The organism is Streptomyces sp. NPDC031497, from assembly GCF_055580905.1.
Window position 1 is genome coordinate 578,241 of sequence record NZ_JBVIKO010000002.1, and the last position, 23,599, is coordinate 601,839.

Here is a 23,599-nt window from a genome sequence, read left to right on the forward strand (position 1 = left end):
GGGACGGCCACGACGACGGCACGGCGCGCGCGGCCCGGCGGCCCGGCGGACGGTCCCCCCAACGGCTTCGGCCGACTCGACGGAGTCGGCCGGCCGGTTGTCGTCGTTCGCGTCGTTCGCGGATGCGCTTTTACGAGAGGCCCGATACTCACCACGGCCCGATCTTTTGCGATTAGCCAACCTTTGCCGGGTATTGACGGCGTATCGGCATGGATACACCATCCGCGCGGCTTACGCTCGCGGTTGATGAATCGCCGCTCGTACTTCCCGCTCCCACGCGTCCCGTTCGCCCCAGCTGTTCGACTCCCGCGCCTGTGGCGCCCCGCGCGCACCGCACACCCCCCGCGCTCGCCGCGCCTCGCGCGCCCCCTCTGCCTCGCCGGTGTCTGCCTCGCCGGTGTCTGGCTCGCCACGCGCGCGTCGATGCTGTGGCTCCTCGCCCACAACAACGAGCGACTCCTGGGACACGGAGCGGTCGCGCGCGAAGTATGGCGGCTGTACTTCCACTGGTACGGCGTTCTGTCGCACGGCGCGTTCCCGGCGCACGACACGTTGTGGCAGTACCCGCCGGGCGCCGGCGCGGTGTTGCTCGCGCCGGGGCTGGTGCCCGGGCCGAGCTACTTCCAGGCGTTCGTGGCGCTCACCCTGGCGACCGACGCGCTGATCACGACGGTGCTCGCACGCGCGGGCACGCGCCCCGGGCGCACGCTGCTGGGCGCGGCCCTGTGGACCGGCGCCCTCCCCCTCCTGCTGCACCTCCCGCTCGCCCGCTACGACGTGGAGGTCACCGCCTTCGCCGTGCTCTCCCTGCTGGCGCTGGGGCGCGCCACGCGCGCGTGCGGGGCGCTCGCGGCTCTCGGCGCGCTGGTGAAGGTATGGCCGGCGCTGGTGCTGCTGGGCGTCGAGCGCGGGCGTCCGACGCGCACGGCGTGGACCTGGGCGGCCGTGACCGGGGCCGTGACCCTCGCGGCGTTCCTGCTCTCCTTCCGCAACCCGCTCGCCTTTCTCCGTCAGCAGGGCGGCCGGGGTGTGCAGGTCGAGTCCCTCGGCGGCACCGCGCTCAGCCTCGCCCGGCACGCCGGCTGGCGGGGCACGACCCACTACCGGTACGGCGCGATGGAACTGGTCGGCCCGCATGTGCACGCGGTCGCGACGGTCTCCCTCGCGCTCACCGTCGTCGCCTTCGCGCTCCTGCTGCTGTGGCGGGTACGGGCCCGGCACTGGACCGAGGCCACCCCGTACGACGCGGCGCTGAGCGCGGTGCTCCTCTTCACCGTCACCAGCCGGGTGATCAGCCCCCAGTACATGATCTGGCTGCTCGGCCTGGCCGCCGTCTGCCTGACCTCGCGGCACACCACCCAGCGCCCGGTCGCCGCGCTGATCGTGACGGCGACGGCGCTCAGCGCCGTCGCCTACCCCACGTTCTACGCCGAGGTCGTGCACGGCACCTGGACCGGCTGCCTGCTGATGCTCGCCCGCAACGGCCTGCTGGCCACCGCCGCCGTCCTCTCCCTGACCCGCCTGTGGCACGCCACGCGCCGCCCGGCGGACACCGTCCGCACCTCCCCGGGCACGAGAAGTCACCTCGGCCGTCCGCTAATGTCGGCGGCACCTGCTTCACTGAAGGTCGACCGCGGCTGACGAACACCACGGGCCAACTGACGGAGGGGACGGGCATACATGACCTGGCTCATCACCGGCGGCGCCGGTTACATCGGGGCGCATGTCGTACGCGCGATGACCGAGGCGGGCGAGCGGACGGTGGTGTACGACGACCTGTCCACCGGTGTCGCCGAGCGCGTGCCGGAGGAGGTCCCGCTGGTGGCGGGCTCCACGCTGGACGGCGAGAAGGTCGCGCACGCCCTGGCCGAGCACGAGGTGACCGGGGTCGTCCACCTGGCGGCGAAGAAGCAGGTGGGCGAGTCGGTGGACCGTCCCCTGCACTACTACCGGGAGAACGTGGAGGGCCTGCGCGTCCTGCTCCAGGCGGTGACGGAGGCGGGGGTCCCGTCCTTCGTGTTCTCCTCCTCCGCGGCGGTCTACGGCATGCCGGACGTCGAGCTGGTGACGGAGGAGACGCCGTGCGTGCCGATGTCGCCGTACGGCGAGACGAAACTGGCCGGTGAGTGGCTGGTCCGCGCGACGGGCCGGGCCACAGGTCTCTCCACAGCCTCGCTCCGCTACTTCAACGTGGCCGGCGCGGCCCGCCCCGAACTCGCCGACGTGGGAGTCTTCAACCTCGTCCCCATGGTCTTCGAAAAGCTCACGGAGGACGAGCCGCCGCGCGTCTTCGGCGACGACTACCCGACACCCGACGGCACCTGTGTCCGTGACTACATCCACGTGGTGGACCTGGCCGAGGCCCATGTGGCGGCGGCCCGCGCCCTCCAGGCCGAGCCGGGCCGCGAACTGACCCTCAACATCGGCCGCGGGGAGGGCGTCTCGGTCCGCGAGATGATCGACCGCATCAACGCGGTCACCGGCTACGACCGCCCCCCGGTCGTCGCCCCGCGCCGCCCCGGCGACCCGGCCCGCGTGGTCGCCTCCGCCGACCGCATCTCCACAGAGCTGGGCTGGAAGGCCAAACACGACGTCCAGGACATGATCACCTCAGCCTGGGAGGGCTGGGTACGCCTGCACCCGGAGGCAACCCGAGCCTGACCCACGCCCCCACCACCCCGACTCCACCCGCTGCCCCGGATCCACCCGCTGCCCCGGATCCACCCACCGCCCGGATCCGGCCGGCAGCCGCCCACACCCGTCGGCCGGCAGCAGGGCTCCCGCCCAGAGGCGGACACTCCCCCGGCCGGCACCCCGGCCCGCGACCGAGTTCAACCGCACCCTGCGGCCGTACCCCGTGCACCGCCGAGCGACATCGGCGAGGCGGCCACGACCGCCGGCCGCTCCGCAGCCCCGGCCCCGCGCCCCGCAGCCCCGGCCCCGCGCCCCGGAGCCCCGGCTGCGCGGTCCGGGCGCTGCGGACCCGGGGGTGGTCAGTCCGCAGGGCGGCGGGCTCGTTTGACTTCCTCCGTGATGGCCCAGGCGTCCGCCACCGGGCCCAGGTGGGCGAGTTTGTCGGGGTTGAGGACCAGGCGGACGGCCTGGATGCGGCCGTCGAAGATGTCGAGGGCGAAGGTCTGGAGGACCTTGCCGTCACGGTCGCGGAAGATCGCGCCGGGCTGGCCGTTGACCTCGTGCTGCTCGCAGGTGAGGTCGATCCGGAACAGCAACGGGATGACGGCGGCGAGGAGGCGGGCCACGTTCTGGCCGCCCAGGACCGCGCGGGCCAGCTGCGGGGCCTTGCCGCCGGCGTCGCTGACCAGCGACACGTCAGCGGCGAGCAGGTCCTGGAGGCCGGCCAGGTCGCCTTCTTGGAGGGCCTCGAAGAAGCGTGCGGCCAGTTCGTCGCGTTCCCTGCGGTCCGCCTCGAAGCGGGGGCGGCCGTCGGCCATGTGGCGCCGGGCCCGGACCGCCAGCTGGCGGCACGCGGCCTCCGAGCGGCCCACCGCCGACGCGACCTCGGGGAAGCCGAAGTCGAACACCTCGCGCAGCACGAAGACGGCCCGCTCCAGTGGGCTGAGCCGCTCCAGGAGCAGCAGGGCCGCCATCGACACCGAGTCGGCCAGCTCCGCCGACCGCGCCGGATCCTCGTAGGGGTCGGCGAGCAGCGGCTCGGGGAACCACGGCCCGACGTACTCCTCACGCCGGACGCGGGCCGAGCGCAGTACGTCGATCGAGATCCGGGTGACCGCGGCCGACAGGAACGCCTTCGGCGACCTGACCTCCGTCGGCGAACCCTCGAACCGCAGCCAGCTCTCCTGGACCGCGTCCTCCGCCTCGCTGACGCTGCCCAGGATGCGGTACGCGATCGAGAACAGCAGCGGCCGCAGCTCCTGGAACTCCTCGGTCCTGTTCATGTCCACTCCCCCATGTCCCCCTTCTCCCCCGACTCCCTCTTCGCCATCCATGAAGCGGCCGGTCAGAAGGACGCGGGGCCGAACCGGCCCACCGCGACGACCAGCGCGACCACGAGGTAGACCAGGTTGAGCGCCACGAACGCGGTCTCGCCGCGCCGGCCGTGGGTGATCATCGCACCGGTCATCAGCAGGACCCAGGCGGCGGCCGTCACCGGCACCAGTACCGGTGCGACACCGACGACCGCGGGCAGGACCAGGCCCGCCGCGGCCAGGAGCTCCAGCACGCCGAGCGTCCTGACGAAGCCGGCGCCCGCGTCGCCCGTCCAGCCCCCGCCGTGGGCCGCGGCCAGCTTCTCCAGGGGTACGAACGTCTTGCTGATCCCACCGGTCAGGGCCACCGCGGCGAGCAGTCCGGCGGCGATCCACAGGGCGAGGTTCATCGTCCACTCCTTGATCGAGGATGCCTGCGCCCTCTACGACGAGACGGCGGCCCCGGCCGTGACATCCCCGGCGGAGTGGCTCACAGCGCCTTGAGCGCCTCCGTGGTGCCACGGGCCAGTGCCGCCAGATATCCCTTCGGCAGCTTCGGGGTGCGGATCACCACCGAACGCCAGTACAGCGGGCCGGAGATCAGGTCCATGGCCAGGTCGTCGTCGAGGTTCGCGGCGAGTTCGCCGCGCCGCTGGGCCGCCTCGATGATCTTGCTGGCGACGCCGTCCTGGCCCTCGCGCAGTGTCTTCTGCATGGCCTCGGCGATCTCCGGGTTGCGGGCCGCCTCGGCCTGGAGGTCCGGGATGATCTGCGAGGCGACCGGGTGGCGCAGCGCACGGGAGGTGACCTCGTACAGGAGCCGCAGGTCACCCTCCAGGGAGCCGGTGTCGGGCACCGGCAGGCCCAGCACCGCGAGGGCCGAGACGACGTCGAGGACGAGGTGCAGCTTGGAGCGCCAGCGGCGGTAGACGGCGGTCTTGCCGACGCCCGCGCGGCGCGCGATGCCCTCGATGGACATACGGGCGTACCCGACCGCCGCGAGTTCCTCGAAGACGGCGGCCCGGATGGCCTCGGTCACGTCCTCGCGGAGGACGGCCGCCCCGGCGGGGGCTCGTCGGCGCGGACGCGTCTGGGACTCCTCGGCGTTCGTCGTCATGTCACCCAGCATAGGGGCGTAACGACGAAACGGTTGCGTCCCGACGAGGCTCACCACCCGATCGTCGCAACAGGGCCGCACTGAACGACTCCCAGCTCATCGCCGTACCGAACACGAGCGCGACTCGTCCCCCGGCAACGAATCGGTCGCGCCCCGACCTCGGAAGTGTTACGACCCACACGAGTCCGTGACGACGAAACGGTTGCGTTCCGACGCCAACTCGGCCTACGCTCCCGTTGCGACGATACGGTGCCGTCCCGACGTAAGAAAACGCGAAGAGAAGCGTAAGGAAACATCGGATGACGGGACCGGTGCCCAGCCGGACGCCGCACCCCCACCCCCCGAGTGAAAGCAGCGGATGTGACCCAGGTTCTCCACACACCGCCCCCGACCCCGGTCACGGCCGAGGACGACCTCGCGGCACTCGCCGCCCGGCACGGACTCTCGGTCAGCGGCGCCCGTCCCACCCTGCCGGCGTACGTCCGCCAGCTGTGGGCGCGGCGGCACTTCATCACCGCGTTCGCCACCGCCAAGCTCACCGCCCAGTACGCGCAGGCGAAGCTCGGCCAGGTCTGGCAGGTCATGACCCCGCTGCTGAACGCGGCGGTGTACTACTTCATCTTCGGTGTTCTGCTGCACACCAAGAAGGGCGTGCCGGACTACATCCCGTTCCTGGTCACGGGCGTGTTCATCTGGACGTTCACGTCGAGCTCGATCATGACCGGCACCCGCGCGATCGCCGGCAACCTCGGACTCGTCCGCGCCCTGCACTTCCCGCGCGCCGCGCTCCCGATCTCCTTCTGCCTCCAGCAGCTCCAGCAGCTGCTGTTCTCGATGGCCGCCCTGGTCGTGATCCTGCTCTGCTTCGGCGTTCCGGTGGCCGCCTCCTGGGTGCTGGCCGTCCCGGCGCTGGTCCTGCAGTTCACCTTCAACACCGGCATGTCGCTGATCATGGCCCGCTGGGGCGCCAAGACCCCGGACATCTCCCAGCTGATGCCGTTCGTGCTGCGTACCTGGATGTACATCTCCGGCGTCATGTGGAACATCGACAAGCTGACCGGCGAGCACAGCGGTCTGCCGAGCTGGGTGAACCCGGTGCTCAAGGCCAACCCGGCCGCCGTCTACATCGACCTGATGCGCTTCGCCCTGATCGACAGCTTCCACGCCGGCCAGCTGCCGCCGCACGTGTGGGTCATCGCGACCGGCTGGGCCCTGGTCGTCGGCGTCGGCGGCTTCATCTACTTCTGGAAGGCTGAGGAGACGTACGGCCGTGGCTGAGAACGTGAGCGACACCCGCATCCCCACCGTCGTCGCCGACGGCGTCGACATCGTCTACCGGGTCAACGGCACCGGCGCCGGCCGCGGCTCCGCCACCGCCGCCCTCAACCGCATGCTGCGCCGCAAGAAGGCCGAGAAGGCGGCGGGCGTCCGCAAGGTGCACGCGGTCAAGAACGTGTCCTTCGTCGCCTACAAGGGCGAGGCGATCGGTCTCATCGGCACCAACGGCTCCGGCAAATCCACCCTCCTCAAGGCCGTCGCCGGCCTGCTGCCGGTGGAGAACGGCGCCATCTACACCGACGGCCAGCCCTCCCTCCTCGGCGTGAACGCGGCCCTGATGGGCGACCTGACCGGCGAGCGCAACGTCTACCTCGGCGGCCTCGCCATGGGCATGTCCCGCGAGGAGATCAAGGAGCGCTACCAGGACATCGTCGACTTCTCCGGCATCAACGAGAAGGGCGACTTCATCACCCTCCCGATGCGCACCTACTCCTCCGGCATGGGCGCCCGGCTGCGGTTCTCCATCGCCGCCGCCAAGGACCACGACGTCCTGCTCATCGACGAGGCGCTGGCCACCGGTGACGCGAAGTTCCGGATCCGGTCCGAGGAGCGCATCCGGGCGCTGCGCGAGCACGCGGGCACGGTGTTCCTGGTCAGCCACAGCAACAAGTCCATCCGCGACACCTGCGAGCGGGTGCTGTGGCTGGAGCGCGGTGAGCTGCGCATGGACGGGCCGACCGAGGAGGTACTCCAGGAGTACGAGGCCTTCACCGGCGACAAGGCGAAGCCGAAGCCCAAGCCGAAGCCGAAGGCCGCGCCGCCGCAGCAGGCCGATGCTTCGAAGGTCGCCCAGCCCTCCTGAAGCAGATGTACGACCCCGAGCCGCGCCGTCCCCACACGGCGCGGCTCGTGTCCGTCAACCGGGAAAGAAAGGCGCCCCGAGCCGTCACCGGCCCGGGGCGCCTTTCTGTTGTACGACTACGCGTGTGTACGACTACACGTGCGTGCGCAGCAGCGTCCGCATCGTCCGCATGGCCACCGACAGGTTGGCCAGGTCGAACGAGTCCGAGCTGCGGATCTCCTCCAGCGTGGACCGGGCCCGGCCCAGGATGGCGGCGTTCTTCTGCTCCCAGGCCTGGTAGCGCTGTTCCGGCGTCGAGGTGCCGTTGCCCGCGGCGAGCACGTCGGCGGTGAGCATCGCGTGGGCCGCGTACAGGTCCTCGCGGATGGAGGCACGGGCCATCGACTGCCAGCGGTCGGCGCGCGGGAGTTCGATGATGCGGTCCATCAGCTGGCTCACGCCGAGACGGTCGGCGAGGTCGTAGTAGACCTCGGCGACGTCCAGCGGCTCCTTGCCCGTGCGGTCGGCCACCGAGACGATGTCCAGCGCCGGGAACGCCGAGGAGAAGCCGGCCACCCGGGTCGCCACCTCGTCCGGGACACCGGCTGCGGACAGCTCGTCGTACACGTGCTGGTACCACTCCAGGTCCGCGCCGCGCAGCAGCTTGGGCAGCTGCTGCCAGACCTGTTCGACCCGCTCGGAGAAGAAGTCGACGGTGTCGAGCAGCTCCAGCGGCTGCGGCCGGTTGTTGAGCAGCCAGCGGGTGCCGCGCTCCACCAGACGGCGGGAGTGCAGCCGGATCCGGGTCTGGACGGCCGCGTCGACCTTGTTGTCCAGCTCCTCGACCGCGTCCCACACCGGGGCGGAGCGGAAGATCGCACGCGCCGCGGTCTGCGCCCGGACGATCTCCTCCAGGGAGGCCCCGGTCTCCTCACGCAGCCGGTGCAGATAGGTCGTGCCACCGGTGTTGACCGTGTCGTTGACCAGGACCGTGGTGGTGATCTCACGGCGCAGCGGGTGGGTGGCGAGCGCGGCGGCGAACCGGTCGCGCAGGGCCGTCGGGAAGTAGGCGTGCAGCAGGCCGCTCAGGTACGGGTCGTCCGGCAGCGTCGTCGCCAGCAGCTCGTCGGCGACCGTGATCTTCGTGTACGCCAGCAGGACGGCCGTCTCCGGGCTGGTCAGACCCTGCCCGGAGCCGAGCCGCTCGCGGATCTGCCGGTCGGTGGGCAGGAACTCCAGGGCCCGGTCGAGGTGCCCCTCCCTGACCAGGTGACGGATGAACCGCTGCTGGGCGTGGAGCATGTCCTTGGACTGGGCCAGCGCGTTGGCGATCGCCACGTTCTGCGCGTAGTTGTTGCGCAGCACCAGCGAGCCGACCTCGTCGGTCATCTCGGCGAGCAGCTTGTTGCGCTGCTTGACCGTCATGTCGCCGTCCGCGACCACGCCGTTGAGCAGGATCTTGATGTTCACCTCGTGGTCGGAGGTGTCCACGCCGGCGCTGTTGTCGATGGCATCGGTGTTGATCTTGCCGCCCTGGCGGGCGAACTCGATCCGGCCGAGCTGGGTCAGGCCCAGGTTGCCGCCCTCGCCGACGACCTTGACGCGCAGGTCGGCGCCGTCGACGCGGATGGCGTCGTTGGCCTTGTCGCCGACGTCGGCGTTCGACTCGGTCGACGCCTTGACGTAGGTGCCGATGCCGCCGTTCCAGAGCAGGTCGACCTGCGCCTTGAGGATCGCCTTCATCAGCTCGGCCGGGGTCAGCTTGGCGACCTTCTCCTCGATGCCGAGGGCCTCGCGGATATGGGCGTTGACCTGGATCGCCTTGGCGCTGCGCGGGAAGATCCCGCCGCCCGCCGAGAGCAGCTCGGTGTTGTAGTCGCCCCAGCTGGAGCGGGGCAGGTCGAACAGCCGGCGGCGCTCGGCGTAGCCGGTGGCCGCGTCCGGGGTGGGGTCGATGAAGATGTGCCGGTGGTCGAAGGCGGCGACCAGGCGGATGTGCTCGCTGAGCAGCATGCCGTTGCCGAACACGTCACCGGACATGTCACCGATGCCGACGACGGTGAAGTCCTCGGTCTGGGTGTCGACGCCCAGCTCCCGGAAGTGCCGCTTCACGGACTCCCAGGCGCCGCGCGCGGTGATGCCCATGCCCTTGTGGTCGTAGCCCGCGCTGCCGCCGGAGGCGAAGGCGTCGCCGAGCCAGAAGTTGTAGCTGCCGGCGACCTCGTTGGCGATGTCGGAGAACGTCGCCGTGCCCTTGTCGGCCGCGACCACCAGGTAGGTGTCGTCCTCGTCGTGCCGGACCACGTCCTGCGGGGGCACGACCTCGCCGGCCACCATGTTGTCGGTGATGTCGAGCAGCGCCGAGATGAACGTCTTGTAGCTGGCGATGCCCTCGGCCAGCCACGCGTCCCGGTCCTTCGCCGGGTCCGGCAGCTGCTTGGCGACGAACCCGCCCTTGGCGCCGACCGGCACGATGACGGTGTTCTTGACCATCTGCGCCTTGACCAGGCCGAGGATCTCGGTCCGGAAGTCCTCACGCCGGTCGGACCAGCGCAGACCGCCGCGCGCGACCTTGCCGAAGCGCAGGTGCACACCCTCGACACGCGGTGAGTACACCCAGATCTCGAACGCCGGGCGCGGCGCCGGGAGGTCCGGGATGGCCTGCGGGTCGAACTTCATGGAGACGTACGTGTGCGGGGTGCCCTCGACCGTCTCCTGGAAGAAGTTGGTGCGCAGCGTCGCCTTGATGACGGTCAGGAAGGAGCGCAGGATGCGGTCCTCGTCGAGACTCGCCACCTGGTCGAGGGCGGCGTCCAGCTCCTCGTGGAGGGCGTCGGTGATCTCCAGGCCGGCCTTCTGCCGGTCCGGCGACATCCGCGCCTCGAAGAGGGAGACGAGCAGCCGGGTGGTGTGGACGTTGTGGCGGAGGGTGGTCTCCATGTAGTCCTGGCTGAACGTGGAACCGGCCTGCCGCAGGTACTTGGCGTACGCCCGCAGCACCATCGCCTGCCGCCAGCTCAGCCCGGCGCTCAGCACCAGCGCGTTGAAGCCGTCGTTCTCCGCGAGGCCGGTCCAGGTCGCGGCGAAGGCGTCCTGGAACCGCTCACGGCCGTCGTCGCCCAGGTAGTCGCCGTTGCCGCCGCCGGCCGTCTTCGGCATCCGCATCCCGAAGTCGTAGATCCACGCGGTCGCCCGGTCCGAGCAGCGCAGCTCGTACGGCCGCTCGTCGATCACCTCGACGCCCAGCCGGTTGAGAACCGGCAGCACCGCCGACAGGGAGATCGCCGCGCCCTTGCGGTAGATCTTGAAGCGGCGCTCGTCGGGGGCGGCGCCCACCGGCTCGTAGAGGCTGAGCGCGAAGTCGTTGCCCGCTTCCTCGGTGAGCCGCTCCAGGTGCACCAGGTCGGCGACCGCCGCGCGCGGGGTGTGGTCGGCCTTGTAGCCCTCGGGGAAGGAGTTGGTGTAGCGGCGCTGCAGCTCGGCCGCGCGCTCCTCGCCGCACTCGGCGTTGAGCGCCTCGGTGAAGCTGTCGGACCAGGAGCGGGCCGCCTCGACCAGGCGGGCCTCGATGCGGTCCTTGTCGGCGTCGGACAGCTCGGGCAGCTCGGTGCCCTGCGGGACCCGGACGACGAAGTGCAGCCGGGAGAGGATCGACTCGGTGTTCCAGGCCGTGAAGTCGACGCTGGTGCCGCCGAGCTCCTCCTTCAGGATGTCGATGATCCGCAGCCGGACACCGGTGGTGTAGCGGTCCCGGGGGAGGTAGACGAGGGCCGAGTAGTAGCGGCCGTATTCGTCCTGGCGCAGGTAGAGGCGGAGCCGCCGGCGTTCCTGGAGGTAGAGGACGCTCGTGACGATCGACTCCAGCTCGGGGACCGGGGTCTGGAACAGCTCGTCGCGCGGGAAGGTCTCCATGATCTGGAGCAGGTCGCGGCCGTCGTGGCTGTTGGGCGAGAAGCCGGCCCGCTCCAGCACCCCGTCGACCTTGCGGCGGATGACGGGGACCCGGCGCACCGACTCGGTGTACGCGGCGGACGAGAACAGTCCCAGGAAGCGGCGCTCACCGACGACGTTGCCGTCGGCGTCGAACTTCTTGACCCCGATGTAGTCCAGGTACGACGGCCGGTGCACCGTCGACCGGCTGTTCGCCTTGGTCAGGACCAGGAGCTTGTGCTCGCGGGCCTTGGCGCGCGCGTCGGCCGGGAGCCGCTCGAAGGAGGGGCTGACCGGATGGCCCTCCTCGCCGGCGTGGGGCGGGTCGGAGCGCAGGATGCCGAGGCCGGTGCCGGGCACGGCGCCCAGCGAGTCGTCCTCGCGCAGCTGGTACTCGCGGAAGCCGAGGAAGGTGAAGTGGTCGGTGGCCAGCCAGCGCAGCAGCTCGCGGGCCTCCTCGACCTCGGGGCGGGGCAGGTCGCCGGGGACCGGTTCGGCCGCGAGGTCCTCGGCGATACGGACCGCCGCCTCCCGCATCTTCTCCCAGTCCTCGACGGCCTCGCGGACGTCGGACAGCACCCGCAGCAGATCGGCGGTGATCTGCTTGAGGTCGGCGCGGTCGGTCTCGCGGTCGATCTCTACGTGGATCCAGGACTCGATGTGCGCGTCGTGCGGCAGTTCCTCGCCGACGGCCGGGGCGGGCAGCATCTCGATGAGCTTGCCGGTGAGGTCGCGGCGGACGACGAACTGGGGGTGGATGACGACGTGGATGCCGCGCCCCTGCCGGGTCAGCTCATTGGTGACCGAGTCGACGAGGAAGGGCATGTCGTCGGTGACCACCTCCACCACGGAGTGGCTGCAGGTCCACCCGTTCTCCTCGACCGTCGGGGTGTGCACGCGGACGTTCGCGGTGCCCTGCGGGCGGGTCTCGGCGAGACGGAAGTGCGAGACGGCAGCGCCGAAGACGTCGACCGGGTCGCGGTCGGCGAGGTCCTCTGGCGCGGTGTGCAGGTAGTAGCGCTGAAGGAACGTGAACACGGACTCCTGGTCCGCCGTCCCCGTCGTCCCAGTCGGTAGGTGCCCCCCTGCCGGGCTGTTCTCAGCTACCCGGGCGGCCCGTTCGAGCAGCTCGGCCTTGGCTTCGTCCAGCTTGGTCTGCATTGTCCTCTGGCTCCTGTCGCGCGCCATTGCGTGACGTAGAAGGAAGTACGGGCTCTTCCCCCTGCGGCTCGACGCCACGGCCGGGGTCTCCGGTCTGCTCCGACGCTATGCCGCAAGGTGAGACGAGCGGGGGGTATTCGGCCATTCTCGACATGCCCCAAGGGTGTGACATCGCTCTCGGCGGCGTCGCTACCAGGGCAGTCTTGGGTGCCCTCCGCCCGCGAAGACCAGCGACCGCCGCCCGGTCACGGAGGTGTTCCGTGCTCACCGGGCGCAGGGCAGGGGCGCCGACGCCCCCGCGAACTATCGCGCTGATCACGCCACCAAGGCTATCGCTCCTCACCCGGGAGCCGTCATGAGCCGTATGTGTACAAAACAGGGGGTGGAACTTTGACGTTCTGCACAGCGCGCTGCGCCGGCTCGGCCGACTCGAGGGGTTGGGGTGCGTGGTGATGGTGCGGGTGCGTGGGGGCCGGTCGCGCGTTCCCCACGCCCCCGAAGAGGCGCTCCGCCCGCACCACCGGTCACGCCACCAGCCGCTCCGCCTCCTCGACCGCCTCCGCCAGTGAGTCCACGACCGGCACCCCGACCTCCTCCAGGCTCGCCCTGCCGTGCGACCCCCCGGTGTACAGCACCGCCTTCGCCCCCACAGCCCGCGCGGCCACCGCGTCGTCCGCCGCGTCCCCGATCACCACGGTCCGCCCGGGCCGCACGTCCCCCAGCGACCGCAGATGCCGCACCATGTGCTCGGCCTTGCTGCCCCCGGACGGCCCGACCCGCCCCTCGACCCGTATGAAGTGCGGCTCGATGCCGAATCCCCGCACCAGCGGTACGAGTTCGTCATGCGTGTACATGCTCAGCAGCGACTGGCTGCGCCCCGCCGCGATCCACCCCGCCAGCAGTTCGGCGGCTCCGTCGGTCAGCCCGCACCGCCCCCGGTGCTCGGCGTAGTACCGGTGGAAGATCACGTCCATGACCTCCCACTCGGCGTCGGTCGGCAGCCGACCCATCAGCCGCTCGTAGAACTTCGGCACCGGCACGCAGTACAGCGCCCGGTACTGCTCCAGCGTGATCGGCGCCAGGCCCAGCTCGGCCGAGGCCGCGTTCGTCGCCCCGATGATCGCGTCGTTGTCGTGGAACAGCGTCCCGTTCCAGTCCCAGACGATGTGTGCGTTTTGGTGCTTCCCCATGCCAAAAACGCTACCCGCCACCACTGACAATCAAGACAGCTGGCACATCACCGCAGGTCACAGGTGTCCGGCTGGGCCGCGCCGACCCCGCTCAGCCGCCCAGCCCCACCAGGTTCGGGATCTCCTGCGTCGCGTACCAGAGCAGCTCGTGGTCCTCGGCCCCGTCCACGACGAACTGCGCGTCGTCGTCCCCGCCGTCCGCCGCCGGAAGCGCCCCGGCCGCCGCGGTCACGTCCGCCTCCGCGTCGTCGGAGTCGACGTGCACCGCCGCCGCCTTGGCCAGCATCACCGTCCCGGTCACCCGCACCTCGCCCAGTGCCGCCGGGTCGAGCCCGCGGTCCGGGTCGGCCGCCGCCGTGCCGTCGGGGACGTCCACGGCGACCACGACCCGGCGACGCATGGCACCCGGGTCGGCGGCCAGCAGCCGCAGCGAGGCGAGCGCGGCCCGGTTCAGCGCGGCGTACTCCAGTTCCTCTATGTCGTCGGAGAGGTACCACTCGCGCAGCGCGGGCGTCACGGCGTAGGCGACGAACGGACCGGTCCCCAGCTCGCCCGTCTTGTGCGCCTCGGCGAGCCCGGGGAGGGTCAGGGGGACGTACACGCGCATGGCTGGCCGCTCTCTTCCGGACTCTTCGACTTCTGCGTCTCCCGAAGGTCCTGGTGCCTCCCGGAGGGCCTTCAGGATACGTGCGGGCGTCCCCTTTCGGGTCCCGGGCGGTGACGTCGGGGGCGTCCACCCGGTGCCCGGCGATTCACCCGGTGCCGCCGCCCGCCCAGAGGGTTTCCCGCACCCTCGATCACTCGGATAGGTGAACCCTCCAGGGCCCCCGACACGGGCCGGCACCGCCTTGCTGCCGCCGTCCCGGCCCCCGTACAAGATCCCCAACCGCAAGTTACCGCCCGGTACCCGCCGGGCCCGCCGAACGGGGATCCCCATGAACAAGGTCATGACCAGGACCGCCCAGCTCCGCCCGGGCACCCGCCCGCCCGGCCGCCGCGACTCCCGCCGTCCCGGCGTGCCCTCCTCCCGCAGGCCGCTGACGCCTCCGGCGGCCCCGCCGAGCCCACGCCCCACCGATCTCTTCGCGGAGCGTCTGCTGGCCGTCCTCAGCGGCCGCCGTCCCGTCCACTGGATGCTCCGGCACACGGCGGGACCCGCCTACGACGACCTGGCCCGCCTCGCCGAACGCGGCCCCCTGCGCACCCGCGGCACCGACCCCGTCGTCCGCGACATCGGCTACTACGTCCCCCGCGCGGGCGCCCTGGAGGTCTTCGCCCGCATCGCCGCGGGCGACCGGCTGCGCGCCCTGGCCTTCCGCCTGGAACAGGGCCCCGACCTGCGCTGGCGCTGCACAGCAGTGGAACTGGGCGGCCCCCGCACACCGCGCGGCGACTAGAGCAGGGCTGGTGAAGTCCGCTGCGGTTCGGGCGTGCCCCCGAAGGGGCGGCTGGGGTACCCCCAGCCTTCGGCTGGGCGAGGAACCGCGCGACCGGCTACGACGGCGCCGCGGTCGGGCTACGGCCGAGCACGGCACTTCCAGCGGCGCGCTCAGCCCGAGGGCTGGGGCTACGACGGGCGGCCGACGTCCCAGGCCGTGGGACCGGGCCCTCGGCTGCGGCGGACCCGTCCCAGGCCCCCGGTCACCGACCGGGAACCCGCCCCTCCCCCGGCCACCGACCGGGAACTCACCCCACCCCCGGCCACAAGCCGAAGGGCCGGCCCCCCCTTTCGGGGCGGCCGGCCCTGGTGGGCGCTGTCGGTGCCGTCACTTCCGACGGCGGCGGCTGCCCTTCGCCTGCTTGCGGCGCTCCGCGCGGGTGAGGCCGTCCGCCTCGGAGCGGGCCGGCTCCTCGTCGTCGTAGTCGAAGTCGCCCTCGACGATGCCGCCCTCGCCGTCCACGGTGGCCGCCGAGAAGTGCATGCCCCGCCGCTGCGGCGCCTCCAGGCCCTTCGCACGGATCTCGGGACGCGAGCCCGCCTGGGCCGGCACCGAGTCCTGGACGCCCTCCGCGACAGCCTCGGCGGCCTCGACCGGGACCTCCTCGACCTGCTGCTCGACCTGGACCTCCAGGTTGAACAGGTAGCCGACGGACTCCTCCTTGATGCCGTCCATCATCGCGGTGAACATGTCGAAACCCTCACGCTGGTACTCGACCAGCGGGTCCTTCTGGGCCATCGCGCGCAGGCCGATGCCCTCCTGGAGGTAGTCCATCTCGTAGAGGTGCTCGCGCCACTTGCGGTCCAGGACCGAGAGCACGACCCGGCGCTCCAGCTCACGCATGATCTCGGAGCCGAGCTGCGTCTCACGCGACTCGTACTGCTCGTGGATGTCGTCCTTGATGGACTCGGAGATGTACTCGGCGGTCAGACCGGCCCGGTCGCCGGCCGCCTCCTCCAGCTCGTCGATGGTCACCTTGACCGGGTAGAGCTGCTTGAAGGCGCCCCACAGCCGGTCGAGGTCCCAGTCCTCGGGGAAGCCCTCGGCGGTCTCCGCGCCGATGTACGCGTCGATCGTGTCGTCCATGAAGTGCTGGATCTGCTCCTGCAGGTCCTCGCCCTCCAGGACGCGCCGACGCTCGCCGTAGATGACCTCACGCTGGCGGTTGAGCACCTCGTCGTACTTCAGAACGTTCTTACGCGTTTCGAAGTTCTGCTGCTCGACCTGCGACTGCGCGGACGCGATCGCGCGAGTGACCATCTTGTTCTCGATCGGCACATCGTCCGGCACGTTGGCCATCGACATCACGCGCTCGACCATCTGGGCCTTGAACAGGCGCATCAGGTCGTCGCCGAGGGAGAGGTAGAAGCGGGACTCACCGGGGTCGCCCTGACGGCCGGAACGACCGCGCAGCTGGTTGTCGATCCGGCGCGACTCGTGCCGCTCGGTGCCGAGGACGTAGAGGCCGCCGAGATCCTTGACCTCTTCGAACTCGGCCTTCACCGCTCGCTCGGCCTTCTCCAGGGCGGCGGGCAGGGCCTGCGCCCACTCCTCGATGTGCTCCTCGGGGTCGAGGCCGCGCTGGCGCAGCTCCGCCTCGGCGAGGTCGTCCGGGTTGCCGCCGAGCTTGATGTCCGTACCACGGCCGGCCATGTTGGTGGCCACCGTCACGGCACCCTTGCGGCCCGCCTGCGCGACGATCGACGCCTCCCGCTCGTGGTGCTTGGCGTTGAGCACCTCGTGCTGGATACCGCGCTTGGAGAGCTGCTGCGAGAGGTACTCCGACTTCTCGACGGAGGTCGTGCCGACGAGGATCGGCTGGCCCTTCTCGTGCTTCTCCGCGATGTCGTCGACGACCGCCTCGAACTTCGCGACCTCGGTGCGGTAGATCAGGTCCGACTGGTCCTTGCGGACCATCGGCCGGTTCGTCGGGATCGGGACCACGCCGAGCTTGTAGATCTGGTGGAACTCGGCCGCCTCGGTCATGGCCGTACCGGTCATGCCGGACAGGCCGGGCTGTTCCTTGCCGTTGTGGTCGTGGCGCTTGTACAGGCGGAAGAAGTTCTGCAGGGTGATCGTGGCGAGGGTCTGGTTCTCGTCCTTGATGTCCACCCCTTCCTTCGCCTCGATCGCCTGGTGCATGCCCTCGTTGTAGCGGCGGCCGGCGAGGATACGGCCGGTGTGCTCGTCGACGATCATGACCTCGCCGTCCATGACGACGTAGTCCTTGTCCTTCTTGAAGAGCTCCTTCGCCTTGATGGCGTTGTTCAGGTAGCCCACCAGAGGCGTGTTCACCGACTCGTAGAGGTTGTCGATGCCCAGCCAGTCCTCGACCTTGGAGACGCCGGACTCGTGGATCGCGACCGTGCGCTTCTTCTCGTCGACCTCGTAGTCGCCGGTCTCCTCGACGCCCTTGAGCGGGTTGCCGGCCTCGCCCCTCTTCAGGCGCAGGACCAGCTTGGCGAAGTCGCCGTACCACTTGGTGGCCTGGTCGGCCGGGCCGGAGATGATCAGTGGCGTACGGGCCTCGTCGACCAGGATGGAGTCGACCTCGTCGACGATCGCGAAGTTGTGGCCGCGCTGGACCAGCTCGTCCTGTGCCCACGCCATGTTGTCGCGCAGGTAGTCGAAGCCGAACTCGTTGTTCGTGCCGTACGTGATGTCCGCCGCGTACTGCTCGCGGCGCTGGGCCGGCGACATGTTGGCGAGGATGCAGCCGACGTTCAGGCCCAGGAACTTGTGGACGCGACCCATCATCTCGGAGTCGCGCTCGGCCAGGTAGTCGTTCACCGTGATGAGGTGGACGCCCTTGTCCGCCAGCGCGTTGAGGTACGCGGGCAGGGTGCCGACGAGGGTCTTGCCCTCACCGGTCTTCATCTCGGCCACGTAGCCGAGGTGGAGGGCCGCGCCACCCATGATCTGCACGTCGTAGTGGCGCTGGCCGAGGACGCGCTTGGCGGCCTCGCGGACGGTGGCGAACGCCTCGGGGAGCAGGTCGTCGAGGCTCTCTCCGTCGGCGTAGCGCTGCTTGTACTCATCGGTGAGGGCCCGCAGCTCGGCGTCGGAGAGGTCGACGAAGTCCTCTTCGATGGAGTTGACCTGGTCCGCGATGCGGTGCAGCTTGCGCAGGATCTTGCCTTCGCCTGCACGCATGATCTTCGAGAGGACGGACACGGGGGTTTGTCTCCTTGCCGGTCGGGCCTGGGACGGTCGGTTTCCATTGGACGTACTGAGCAACGGCCATCGTATGCGAGGACCCGGCCGCGCCGGGAGGCCTGGCGGCCCGACGGCCGTCCGCCGCTTTCCCGGGGGCTCCGCGAGCCCCCTTCGTGTGACTCTTCCGGGTGGGTATTCGGTTGTGCCGGATGGTGTCGCCAGGTTTTGCCGTTTCATAAAGGACAACGGCCGTGGTACGCGGATGGTGCCGCATCCCGGCGAGGAATTGCGCGAACCGTGATCACGCGGTCACGGAACGCGAAATGGATGGCGTCCCGGGTGCCGGGCCGAGCAGAATCGGCCGATGGAACCCGTCACGCTCACCACGCCCCGTCTGCTCCTGCGCACGGTCGGCCCGCAGGACACCGAAGCGGTGTACACGGCCGTCCAGGACCCCGACATCCAGCGCTGGACGACGATTCCCTCGCCCTACCTCCCGGAACACGCCCGCAGCTTCACGGAGCAGATGGTCCCCGACGGCTGGTCCGAGAGTTCGATGTTCACCTTCGGCGTCTTCCTGCCCACGGGGGACCTGGCCGGGATGCTCGCCCTGACCATGCGCTCCCTCGGGGTGGCCGAGGTGGGCTTCTGGACCGCCAAGGAGCACCGCGGCCAGGGCTACACCACGGAGGCCACCCTCGCCGCCGCCCGCTGGGGCTTCACGCGGCTGGCGATCGACCGGGTCGAGTGGCGTGCCGAGGTCGGCAACCAGGGCTCGCGCGCGGTGGCGGAACGCGCCGGTTTCACCGTCGAGGGCACCCTGCGCTCCGCCCTCAACAACAAGGGCGTACGACGCGACTGCTGGGTGGGCTCCCTGCTCCCGTCGGATCTGGGCCTGCCCTCGGCCGCGCCCTATCTGCCGGCCTCGTCGCAGGGATGAATGCCCAGGTCGCAGCGGACTGTCAGTGTCGCCCTCTATCGTCCGAGCCATGACGACCCTCCCGCGCCCCACCGCCGCCCTCTCGGCGGACGAAGCCCGCCGTATCGCCCTGAGGGCACAGGGTTTCCTCGGCGCCCCCGACCGCCGTTCGGGCGTCCGGGGCGTGCTCCGCCACCTCGGCGCGGTCCAGCTCGACACCATCTCGGTCCTCGCCCGCTCCCACGAGCTCATCCCGTACGCCCGCCTCGGCGCCGTCGGCCGCAAGACGGTCGAGGCCGCCTACTGGACCGACACGCACGCCTTCGAGTACTGGTCGCACGCGGCCTGCATCCTGCCCATCGAGGAGTGGCCGCACTTCGCCTTCCGCCGCCGCGCCTACCGCGACCGCCCGCACTGGAGCCACGAACTCCCCGACGGCGCCTACGACCAGGTCATCAAGCAGCTGCGCACCGAAGGGCCGTTGACCGCCACGGAACTGGGCGGCGCGAAGAAGACCAGCGAGTGGTGGGACTGGTCCGGCACGAAGGTCGCCGTGGAGCGCGCGCTGATGTACGGCGAGGTGGTGTGCGTCCAGCGGCGCGGCTGGAAGCGGGTGTACGACCTCGCCGAGCGCGCGGTCCCGGCCACGCTGCTGCACGACGACCTGGACGACACCGAGTGCCTGCGCCGCCTGGTCCGGCTGGCCGGGCAGTCGCTGGGCGTCGGCACGCGCGCGGACATCGCCGACTACCACCGGCTCAAGGGAGAGCAGGTCGACGCGGTGATCGCCGACTCGGGCCTGGTCCCGGTGGAGGTGGAGGGCTGGGCCAAGTCCGCCTGGGCGGACCCGGCGGCCCTGGCCACGCCTCCGCGCGGCCGGCACCGTACGACCCTGCTCTCCCCCTTCGACTCCCTGATCTGGGACCGGGCGCGCACCGAGCGGATCTTCGGCTTCACCCACCGCCTGGAGGCCTACGTCCCGAAGCCGAAGCGGGTGTACGGCTACTACGCGATGCCGGTGCTGGCCGGCGGCCGCCTGGTGGGCCGGGTGGACCCGGCGCGCGAGGGGGGCGGCGTCCTGGTGGCGCGCCAGGTCTCGCTGGACGGCCCGAAGGCGGTTCCGGCGGTGGCGGAGGCGCTCGTCGAGGCGGCGAGCTGGGTGAACTGCACGACGGTACGGGTGGAGCGGGTGGACGACCCGGAACTGCGCGAGCCCCTCGTCCGGGAAGTCACCCGCGCGCTGACGACCGCGCTGCGCTGACCGGCGTCGGCGGCCTCAGCGAATCTCCAGGATCTTCTCCCGCATCGCGTAGACCACCGCCTCCATCCTGGAGTGCAGCTGCAGCTTCTCCAGGATGTTGCGCACATGGTTCTTCACGGTGTTCTCGGAGATGAACAACTCCTTCGCGATATCGCGGTTGTTCATGCCCGTGGCGACGAGTTTGAGCACTTCGAGTTCACGGTCGGTGAGCCGTGGCGCCGGCACCAGCCTGCGCTCGTCGGTGCGCTGGATCATCGACTTGAACTCGGTGAGGAGTTTCGACGCCATGGACGGGCTGATCTGCGACTGCCCGTCGGCCACCGCGCGAATGGCGGTGGCCACCTCGTCGGTCGAGATCTCCTTGAGGAGATATCCGGTCGCGCCCGCCTTGATCGCGTCGTAGAGATCTGCCTCTTCATCGCTGATCGTCAGCATGATGATCTTCGCGCTGGGCGCGACCTCCTTGATGGAGGTGCAGGCCTCGATACCGCCGCGTTTGGGCATCCGGACATCCATCAGCACGATGTCCGGCAGCAGGTCGGCGGCCTTGTCGACGGCCTCGGCACCGTCGCCCGCCTCTCCTACGACCTGGATGTCCTCCTCGGCGGCGAGCACGATCTCCAGACCGCGGCGGAAGAGGGCGTGGTCGTCCACGACAAGGACTCTGATCGGTTCCTTGCGCGAGGTGCCTCCCGCGTCCGGGCCCAGGCCGACGACGCCGCCGTCGGCGTCGTCCTGCATCGGTCCGAAGCTGTCCGCCATCGTTCCTCCCCCTGAAGGCTGTGGCCTGTGGTGCTGTGCCATCGCCAACCCAAGGCAGCGACCCATCGGTTGGGCCGTTGCGGCCATGATTCCATGCCCGGGTGACAACGCGGTGCCGGAGCGGGGCGCGAAGTGGTCGCGCACCGGTGCCCCCGGGGGCGCACACACGCTTCCAGGGGCACAGGTCCTGCTGCCGGGCGGGCGGGTCAGCCGCCCAGTGTGCCTCCCGCCGCCGGGGGTTGCGCCTGGGCCACCATCGGGTCCGTGCTGAGGTGGATGACGCCGTAGTCGTACGCGTGGCGCCGGTAGACGACGCTCGGCTCCTTGGTCTCGGAGTCGACGAACAGGTAGAAGTCGTGTCCGACCAGTTCCATCTCGTAGAGGGCCTGGTCGAGGCTCATCGGGGAGGCGACGTGGGTCTTCTCGCGGACGATGAGGGGGCCTTCGCCCTTCACCTCCAGGGAGCCCATCTTCTTGGTGGGCACACCGTCGGGCTCTTCCTCATGGACGGGGCTGCCGTTCCCGTTGAGCGTCGCCGCGTCCGGTACGTGGTCGGGGACCTCGGCGGCCGAGATCCGCTGTGCGCCGCGGCGCGAGAACCGCTTGTCGTGCTGCTTGCGCAGCCGCGCGTCCAGCTTCTCCGCCGCCAGGTCGAGTGCCGCGTACGGGTCGCTGGCCGCTGCCTCCGCCCGGATCACCGGACCGCGGGAGCGGAGCGTGATCTCCACTCGGTCACAACGGTCGGCCTGTCGGGGGTTGGGCTCCTTGGACACCTCGACGTCGAGGCTGATCACCTTGCCGTCGAGCTTCTGGATCTTCTCCAGCTTCAGCTTCTCGGCCACGTGCTTGCGGAACCGCTCGGGCACCTCGGTCTTGCGGCCCTTGACGACGATGTCCACGCAGAACTCCGTTCCCGGAGCGCTCCGCTCCACTGGCGGAGCATCTCCCTTTTTGCACCCGACTCCGGTGAACCCCGGAGCCTCGGACTCGGCGACTTCACCTCCTCCTCCCCCATGGGCAAGATCTGCACCCCAGCACCGCGATGATTACGGAAAACCCGCGGCACGGCATTCGGATACGGGAGGCATGGCCTGCGGCTTTCTCCCTCACAACCGAACATATCTCGCCCGGACGGATGTCGTCACCCTCTACTGATGCGTACCTCCATTCAAGTGAATTGGCCCGGTCACTACCTGCAACGATGAGCGTTCGCAGTCAGTTCCGGTTCATTTCGAAAGAATCCGGTGCGGCCGCGACCACCGCCGCACGGACCGGCCACGTGGGGGCGTTCCCCTCGGCCATTCCCGGTGCGTCCAGCGTCCACTTCGCCCGCTCTTCCCTCGGTCCGGCGATCCGTTCCTCCCTACCTTCCCAGGCCGCGCGCCGATACACGGCCGTTGTCTTTTCTCCTGCCCCTCGGGGCCCCGTCGCCTCCCGTACCGCACGCGCCGCCTCCGCGAGGGTGGCGCCGGTCGTGACGAGGTCGTCGACGAGGACGACGGGGCCGCCCGCGAGCAGCCGGACACCACCCGCCGTCACCGCCAGCGCGCCGCCGATGTTCGCCAGCCGCTGCCGGGAGTTGAGCCCCGACTGGTCAGCCACGGCCCGCCGCTGCCGCAGCACCGGGGCCACCCGGGCCGGCGTCCCGGCGCGCCGCAGCTCCGCGGCCGCGGTGAGGGCGATGCGCCGCACCGGATCGTGCCCCCGGGCCCGCACGGCCCACGATGCGGAGGGCACCGGGACGACAAGCACCGGCCCGGCCGTCCGGGCACCACCTGGCGCATCGCCCCACGAGGCGACGATCCGCGCGGCCGGATCCTCCCGGAGCCCGACCCGCACCGCTCCCGCCAAAGCCGCGCCCAGGGCCCCGGCGAGCGCCAGCGCGCCCCGTTCCTTGTGGGCGAGGAGAGCCGCCCGCACCTCGTCCGCGTAAGGCGCCGCCGCATACACCGCCGGCAGCCCGGGCGGCTCCGGCACCGGTCGCACCCGGCGTGGCACGGCCCCGCTCAGGGCGGCACGGCACTCGGCGCAGAGGACCGTGCGAGGCATCCCACAGCCTCCGCACTCGGCCGGTAGCACCAGGTCGGTCAGTTCCTGCCACCACCCCCGCATGACCACCACTGTGCCAACGGCTCAGCCGGTCGGCCACCCCTGTGGACAACCGGCACCGATGCGTTCCCGCCGCGATTGTCCTGCTCCTGCCAACTCAGGCGCAGGCCTCCCCGGTGTGGGTCACCGACACGACCGACGCCGCCAGGGCACGATCGACAAGGACACCATGAACGCCGGCGTCCGTGACATCAAGGCCGACGGCCAGAGCGCGGTGAAACGCCGGCAGGCACGGACCAGCAGCGGCACCGTCCTCGACAAGGACGACTGCGTGGACTCCGACGGCGCCGACAACGGCTACGTGAGGTGTCACGTCTACCCCGGTGGCACCTACTTCTACATCAAGGTCTGTACGCGCGACTTCAGCAACGACATCGGCTACGAGGGGTGCACCGGCTGGGAAGCCTACGGGTGGGCGAAGTAACCGGTCCCGTAAGGGGTTCGGTGCCGAAGCCGTCCGTCGGTGCGTCCGGCGGACCGCTTCGGCTT

The 23,599-nt window shown here is 70.6% G+C and carries 18 protein-coding genes; 8 read left to right on the forward strand and 10 right to left on the reverse strand.

Going from position 1 to position 23,599, the window contains the following annotated elements:
* The first annotated feature begins 423 nt into the window (after nucleotides 1-423).
* Nucleotides 424-1,641 carry a glycosyltransferase 87 family protein gene (locus ACZ5K7_RS05900; RefSeq protein WP_468910985.1) on the forward strand — a complete coding sequence of 406 codons (1,218 nt, stop codon included), beginning with the start codon at nucleotides 424-426 and terminating at the stop codon, nucleotides 1,639-1,641.
* 39 nt (nucleotides 1,642-1,680) lie between these two features.
* Nucleotides 1,681-2,661 carry a UDP-glucose 4-epimerase GalE gene (gene galE, locus ACZ5K7_RS05905; RefSeq protein WP_468910829.1) on the forward strand — a complete coding sequence of 327 codons (981 nt, stop codon included), beginning with the start codon at nucleotides 1,681-1,683 and terminating at the stop codon, nucleotides 2,659-2,661.
* A 332-nt stretch (nucleotides 2,662-2,993) separates the two neighbouring features.
* Here galE and ACZ5K7_RS05910 read toward each other — a convergent pair whose 3' ends face one another.
* The 3 genes from ACZ5K7_RS05910 to ACZ5K7_RS05920 form a co-directional block, all read right to left on the reverse strand.
* Nucleotides 2,994-3,917 (reverse strand): RNA polymerase sigma-70 factor, encoded by a 924-nt coding sequence (locus tag ACZ5K7_RS05910; protein WP_351701476.1) that lies wholly within the window; start codon nucleotides 3,915-3,917, stop codon nucleotides 2,994-2,996.
* Between the two features lie 62 nt (nucleotides 3,918-3,979).
* A complete protein-coding gene (locus ACZ5K7_RS05915; protein ID WP_468910832.1) occupies nucleotides 3,980-4,357 on the reverse strand; it encodes a DoxX family protein in 378 nt (125 codons plus the stop codon).
* Between the two features lie 80 nt (nucleotides 4,358-4,437).
* Nucleotides 4,438-5,064: a TetR/AcrR family transcriptional regulator gene (locus ACZ5K7_RS05920; RefSeq protein ID WP_351701481.1), complete on the reverse strand. Its 627-nt coding sequence runs from the start codon at nucleotides 5,062-5,064 to the stop codon at nucleotides 4,438-4,440.
* 360 nt (nucleotides 5,065-5,424) lie between these two features.
* Between ACZ5K7_RS05920 and ACZ5K7_RS05925 the strand changes: the two genes are divergently transcribed.
* Together ACZ5K7_RS05925 and ACZ5K7_RS05930 are read left to right on the forward strand one after the other, a co-directional pair.
* Nucleotides 5,425-6,342: an ABC transporter permease gene (locus ACZ5K7_RS05925; protein ID WP_351701484.1), complete on the forward strand. Its 918-nt coding sequence runs from the start codon at nucleotides 5,425-5,427 to the stop codon at nucleotides 6,340-6,342.
* On the forward strand, nucleotides 6,335-7,204 hold the full coding sequence (locus ACZ5K7_RS05930) for an ABC transporter ATP-binding protein (protein ID WP_351701487.1): 870 nt from the start codon (nucleotides 6,335-6,337) through the stop codon (nucleotides 7,202-7,204). The genes ACZ5K7_RS05925 and ACZ5K7_RS05930 overlap by 8 nt, the downstream gene beginning before the upstream one ends.
* Before the next feature lie 132 nt (nucleotides 7,205-7,336).
* Here the strand turns inward: ACZ5K7_RS05930 and ACZ5K7_RS05935 are convergent, their stop codons facing one another.
* The 3 genes from ACZ5K7_RS05935 to ACZ5K7_RS05945 form a co-directional block, all read right to left on the reverse strand.
* A complete protein-coding gene (locus tag ACZ5K7_RS05935; RefSeq protein WP_468910837.1) occupies nucleotides 7,337-12,274 on the reverse strand; it encodes an NAD-glutamate dehydrogenase in 4,938 nt (1,645 codons plus the stop codon).
* A 524-nt stretch (nucleotides 12,275-12,798) separates the two neighbouring features.
* Nucleotides 12,799-13,464 (reverse strand): HAD family hydrolase, encoded by a 666-nt coding sequence (locus ACZ5K7_RS05940; protein ID WP_351701493.1) that lies wholly within the window; start codon nucleotides 13,462-13,464, stop codon nucleotides 12,799-12,801.
* Nucleotides 13,465-13,555: 91 nt separating this feature from the next.
* Entirely contained in the window at nucleotides 13,556-14,071 is a 516-nt protein-coding gene (locus ACZ5K7_RS05945; RefSeq protein WP_468910841.1) for a DUF6912 family protein, read from the reverse strand.
* A gap of 328 nt (nucleotides 14,072-14,399) precedes the next feature.
* Between ACZ5K7_RS05945 and ACZ5K7_RS05950 the strand changes: the two genes are divergently transcribed.
* Complete coding sequence (locus tag ACZ5K7_RS05950; protein ID WP_468910844.1) at nucleotides 14,400-14,861, forward strand: Rv3235 family protein; 462 nt, start codon at nucleotides 14,400-14,402, stop codon at nucleotides 14,859-14,861.
* Nucleotides 14,862-15,230: 369 nt separating this feature from the next.
* Here the strand turns inward: ACZ5K7_RS05950 and secA are convergent, their stop codons facing one another.
* Nucleotides 15,231-18,077: a preprotein translocase subunit SecA gene (gene secA / locus ACZ5K7_RS05955; RefSeq protein ID WP_351701502.1), complete on the reverse strand. Its 2,847-nt coding sequence runs from the start codon at nucleotides 18,075-18,077 to the stop codon at nucleotides 15,231-15,233.
* Between the two features lie 346 nt (nucleotides 18,078-18,423).
* On the opposite strand from secA, the gene ACZ5K7_RS05960 reads away from it, so the two are divergent.
* Complete coding sequence (locus ACZ5K7_RS05960; RefSeq protein ID WP_351701505.1) at nucleotides 18,424-18,999, forward strand: GNAT family N-acetyltransferase; 576 nt, start codon at nucleotides 18,424-18,426, stop codon at nucleotides 18,997-18,999.
* A 49-nt stretch (nucleotides 19,000-19,048) separates the two neighbouring features.
* Nucleotides 19,049-20,239 (forward strand): winged helix-turn-helix domain-containing protein, encoded by a 1,191-nt coding sequence (locus tag ACZ5K7_RS05965; protein ID WP_351701508.1) that lies wholly within the window; start codon nucleotides 19,049-19,051, stop codon nucleotides 20,237-20,239.
* A gap of 15 nt (nucleotides 20,240-20,254) precedes the next feature.
* On the opposite strand, the gene ACZ5K7_RS05970 is transcribed toward ACZ5K7_RS05965, so the two are convergent.
* From ACZ5K7_RS05970 to ACZ5K7_RS05980, 3 genes are all read right to left on the reverse strand, one after another.
* Complete coding sequence (locus tag ACZ5K7_RS05970; RefSeq protein WP_351701511.1) at nucleotides 20,255-21,001, reverse strand: response regulator transcription factor; 747 nt, start codon at nucleotides 20,999-21,001, stop codon at nucleotides 20,255-20,257.
* Nucleotides 21,002-21,207: 206 nt separating this feature from the next.
* The gene (gene hpf, locus ACZ5K7_RS05975; protein ID WP_450972439.1) at nucleotides 21,208-21,900 is read right to left on the reverse strand and encodes a ribosome hibernation-promoting factor, HPF/YfiA family; all 693 of its coding nucleotides are present in this window, start codon (nucleotides 21,898-21,900) and stop codon (nucleotides 21,208-21,210) included.
* 316 nt (nucleotides 21,901-22,216) lie between these two features.
* On the reverse strand, nucleotides 22,217-23,113 hold the full coding sequence (locus tag ACZ5K7_RS05980; protein ID WP_468910850.1) for a ComF family protein: 897 nt from the start codon (nucleotides 23,111-23,113) through the stop codon (nucleotides 22,217-22,219).
* Between the two features lie 166 nt (nucleotides 23,114-23,279).
* On the opposite strand from ACZ5K7_RS05980, the gene ACZ5K7_RS05985 reads away from it, so the two are divergent.
* A complete protein-coding gene (locus ACZ5K7_RS05985) occupies nucleotides 23,280-23,534 on the forward strand; it encodes a hypothetical protein (protein ID WP_468910853.1) in 255 nt (84 codons plus the stop codon).
* The last annotated feature ends 65 nt before the right edge of the window (nucleotides 23,535-23,599 follow it).

Bases quoted from the DNA above. Each gene is read 5' to 3' on its own strand.
- ACZ5K7_RS05900 (WP_468910985.1), top strand. From the start codon at position 424: ATGCTGTGGCTCCTCGCCCACAACAACGAGCGACTCCTGGGACACGGA.
- galE (WP_468910829.1), top strand. From the start codon at position 1,681: ATGACCTGGCTCATCACCGGCGGCGCCGGTTACATCGGGGCGCATGTC.
- ACZ5K7_RS05910 (WP_351701476.1), bottom strand. From the start codon at position 3,917: ATGAACAGGACCGAGGAGTTCCAGGAGCTGCGGCCGCTGCTGTTCTCG.
- ACZ5K7_RS05915 (WP_468910832.1), bottom strand. From the start codon at position 4,357: ATGAACCTCGCCCTGTGGATCGCCGCCGGACTGCTCGCCGCGGTGGCC.
- ACZ5K7_RS05920 (WP_351701481.1), bottom strand. From the start codon at position 5,064: ATGACGACGAACGCCGAGGAGTCCCAGACGCGTCCGCGCCGACGAGCC.
- ACZ5K7_RS05935 (WP_468910837.1), bottom strand. From the start codon at position 12,274: ATGCAGACCAAGCTGGACGAAGCCAAGGCCGAGCTGCTCGAACGGGCC.
- ACZ5K7_RS05940 (WP_351701493.1), bottom strand. From the start codon at position 13,464: ATGGGGAAGCACCAAAACGCACACATCGTCTGGGACTGGAACGGGACG.
- ACZ5K7_RS05945 (WP_468910841.1), bottom strand. From the start codon at position 14,071: ATGCGCGTGTACGTCCCCCTGACCCTCCCCGGGCTCGCCGAGGCGCAC.
- ACZ5K7_RS05950 (WP_468910844.1), top strand. From the start codon at position 14,400: ATGAACAAGGTCATGACCAGGACCGCCCAGCTCCGCCCGGGCACCCGC.
- ACZ5K7_RS05960 (WP_351701505.1), top strand. From the start codon at position 18,424: ATGGAACCCGTCACGCTCACCACGCCCCGTCTGCTCCTGCGCACGGTC.
- ACZ5K7_RS05965 (WP_351701508.1), top strand. From the start codon at position 19,049: ATGACGACCCTCCCGCGCCCCACCGCCGCCCTCTCGGCGGACGAAGCC.
- ACZ5K7_RS05970 (WP_351701511.1), bottom strand. From the start codon at position 21,001: ATGGCGGACAGCTTCGGACCGATGCAGGACGACGCCGACGGCGGCGTC.
- ACZ5K7_RS05980 (WP_468910850.1), bottom strand. From the start codon at position 23,113: ATGCGGGGGTGGTGGCAGGAACTGACCGACCTGGTGCTACCGGCCGAG.
- ACZ5K7_RS05985 (WP_468910853.1), top strand. From the start codon at position 23,280: ATGAACGCCGGCGTCCGTGACATCAAGGCCGACGGCCAGAGCGCGGTG.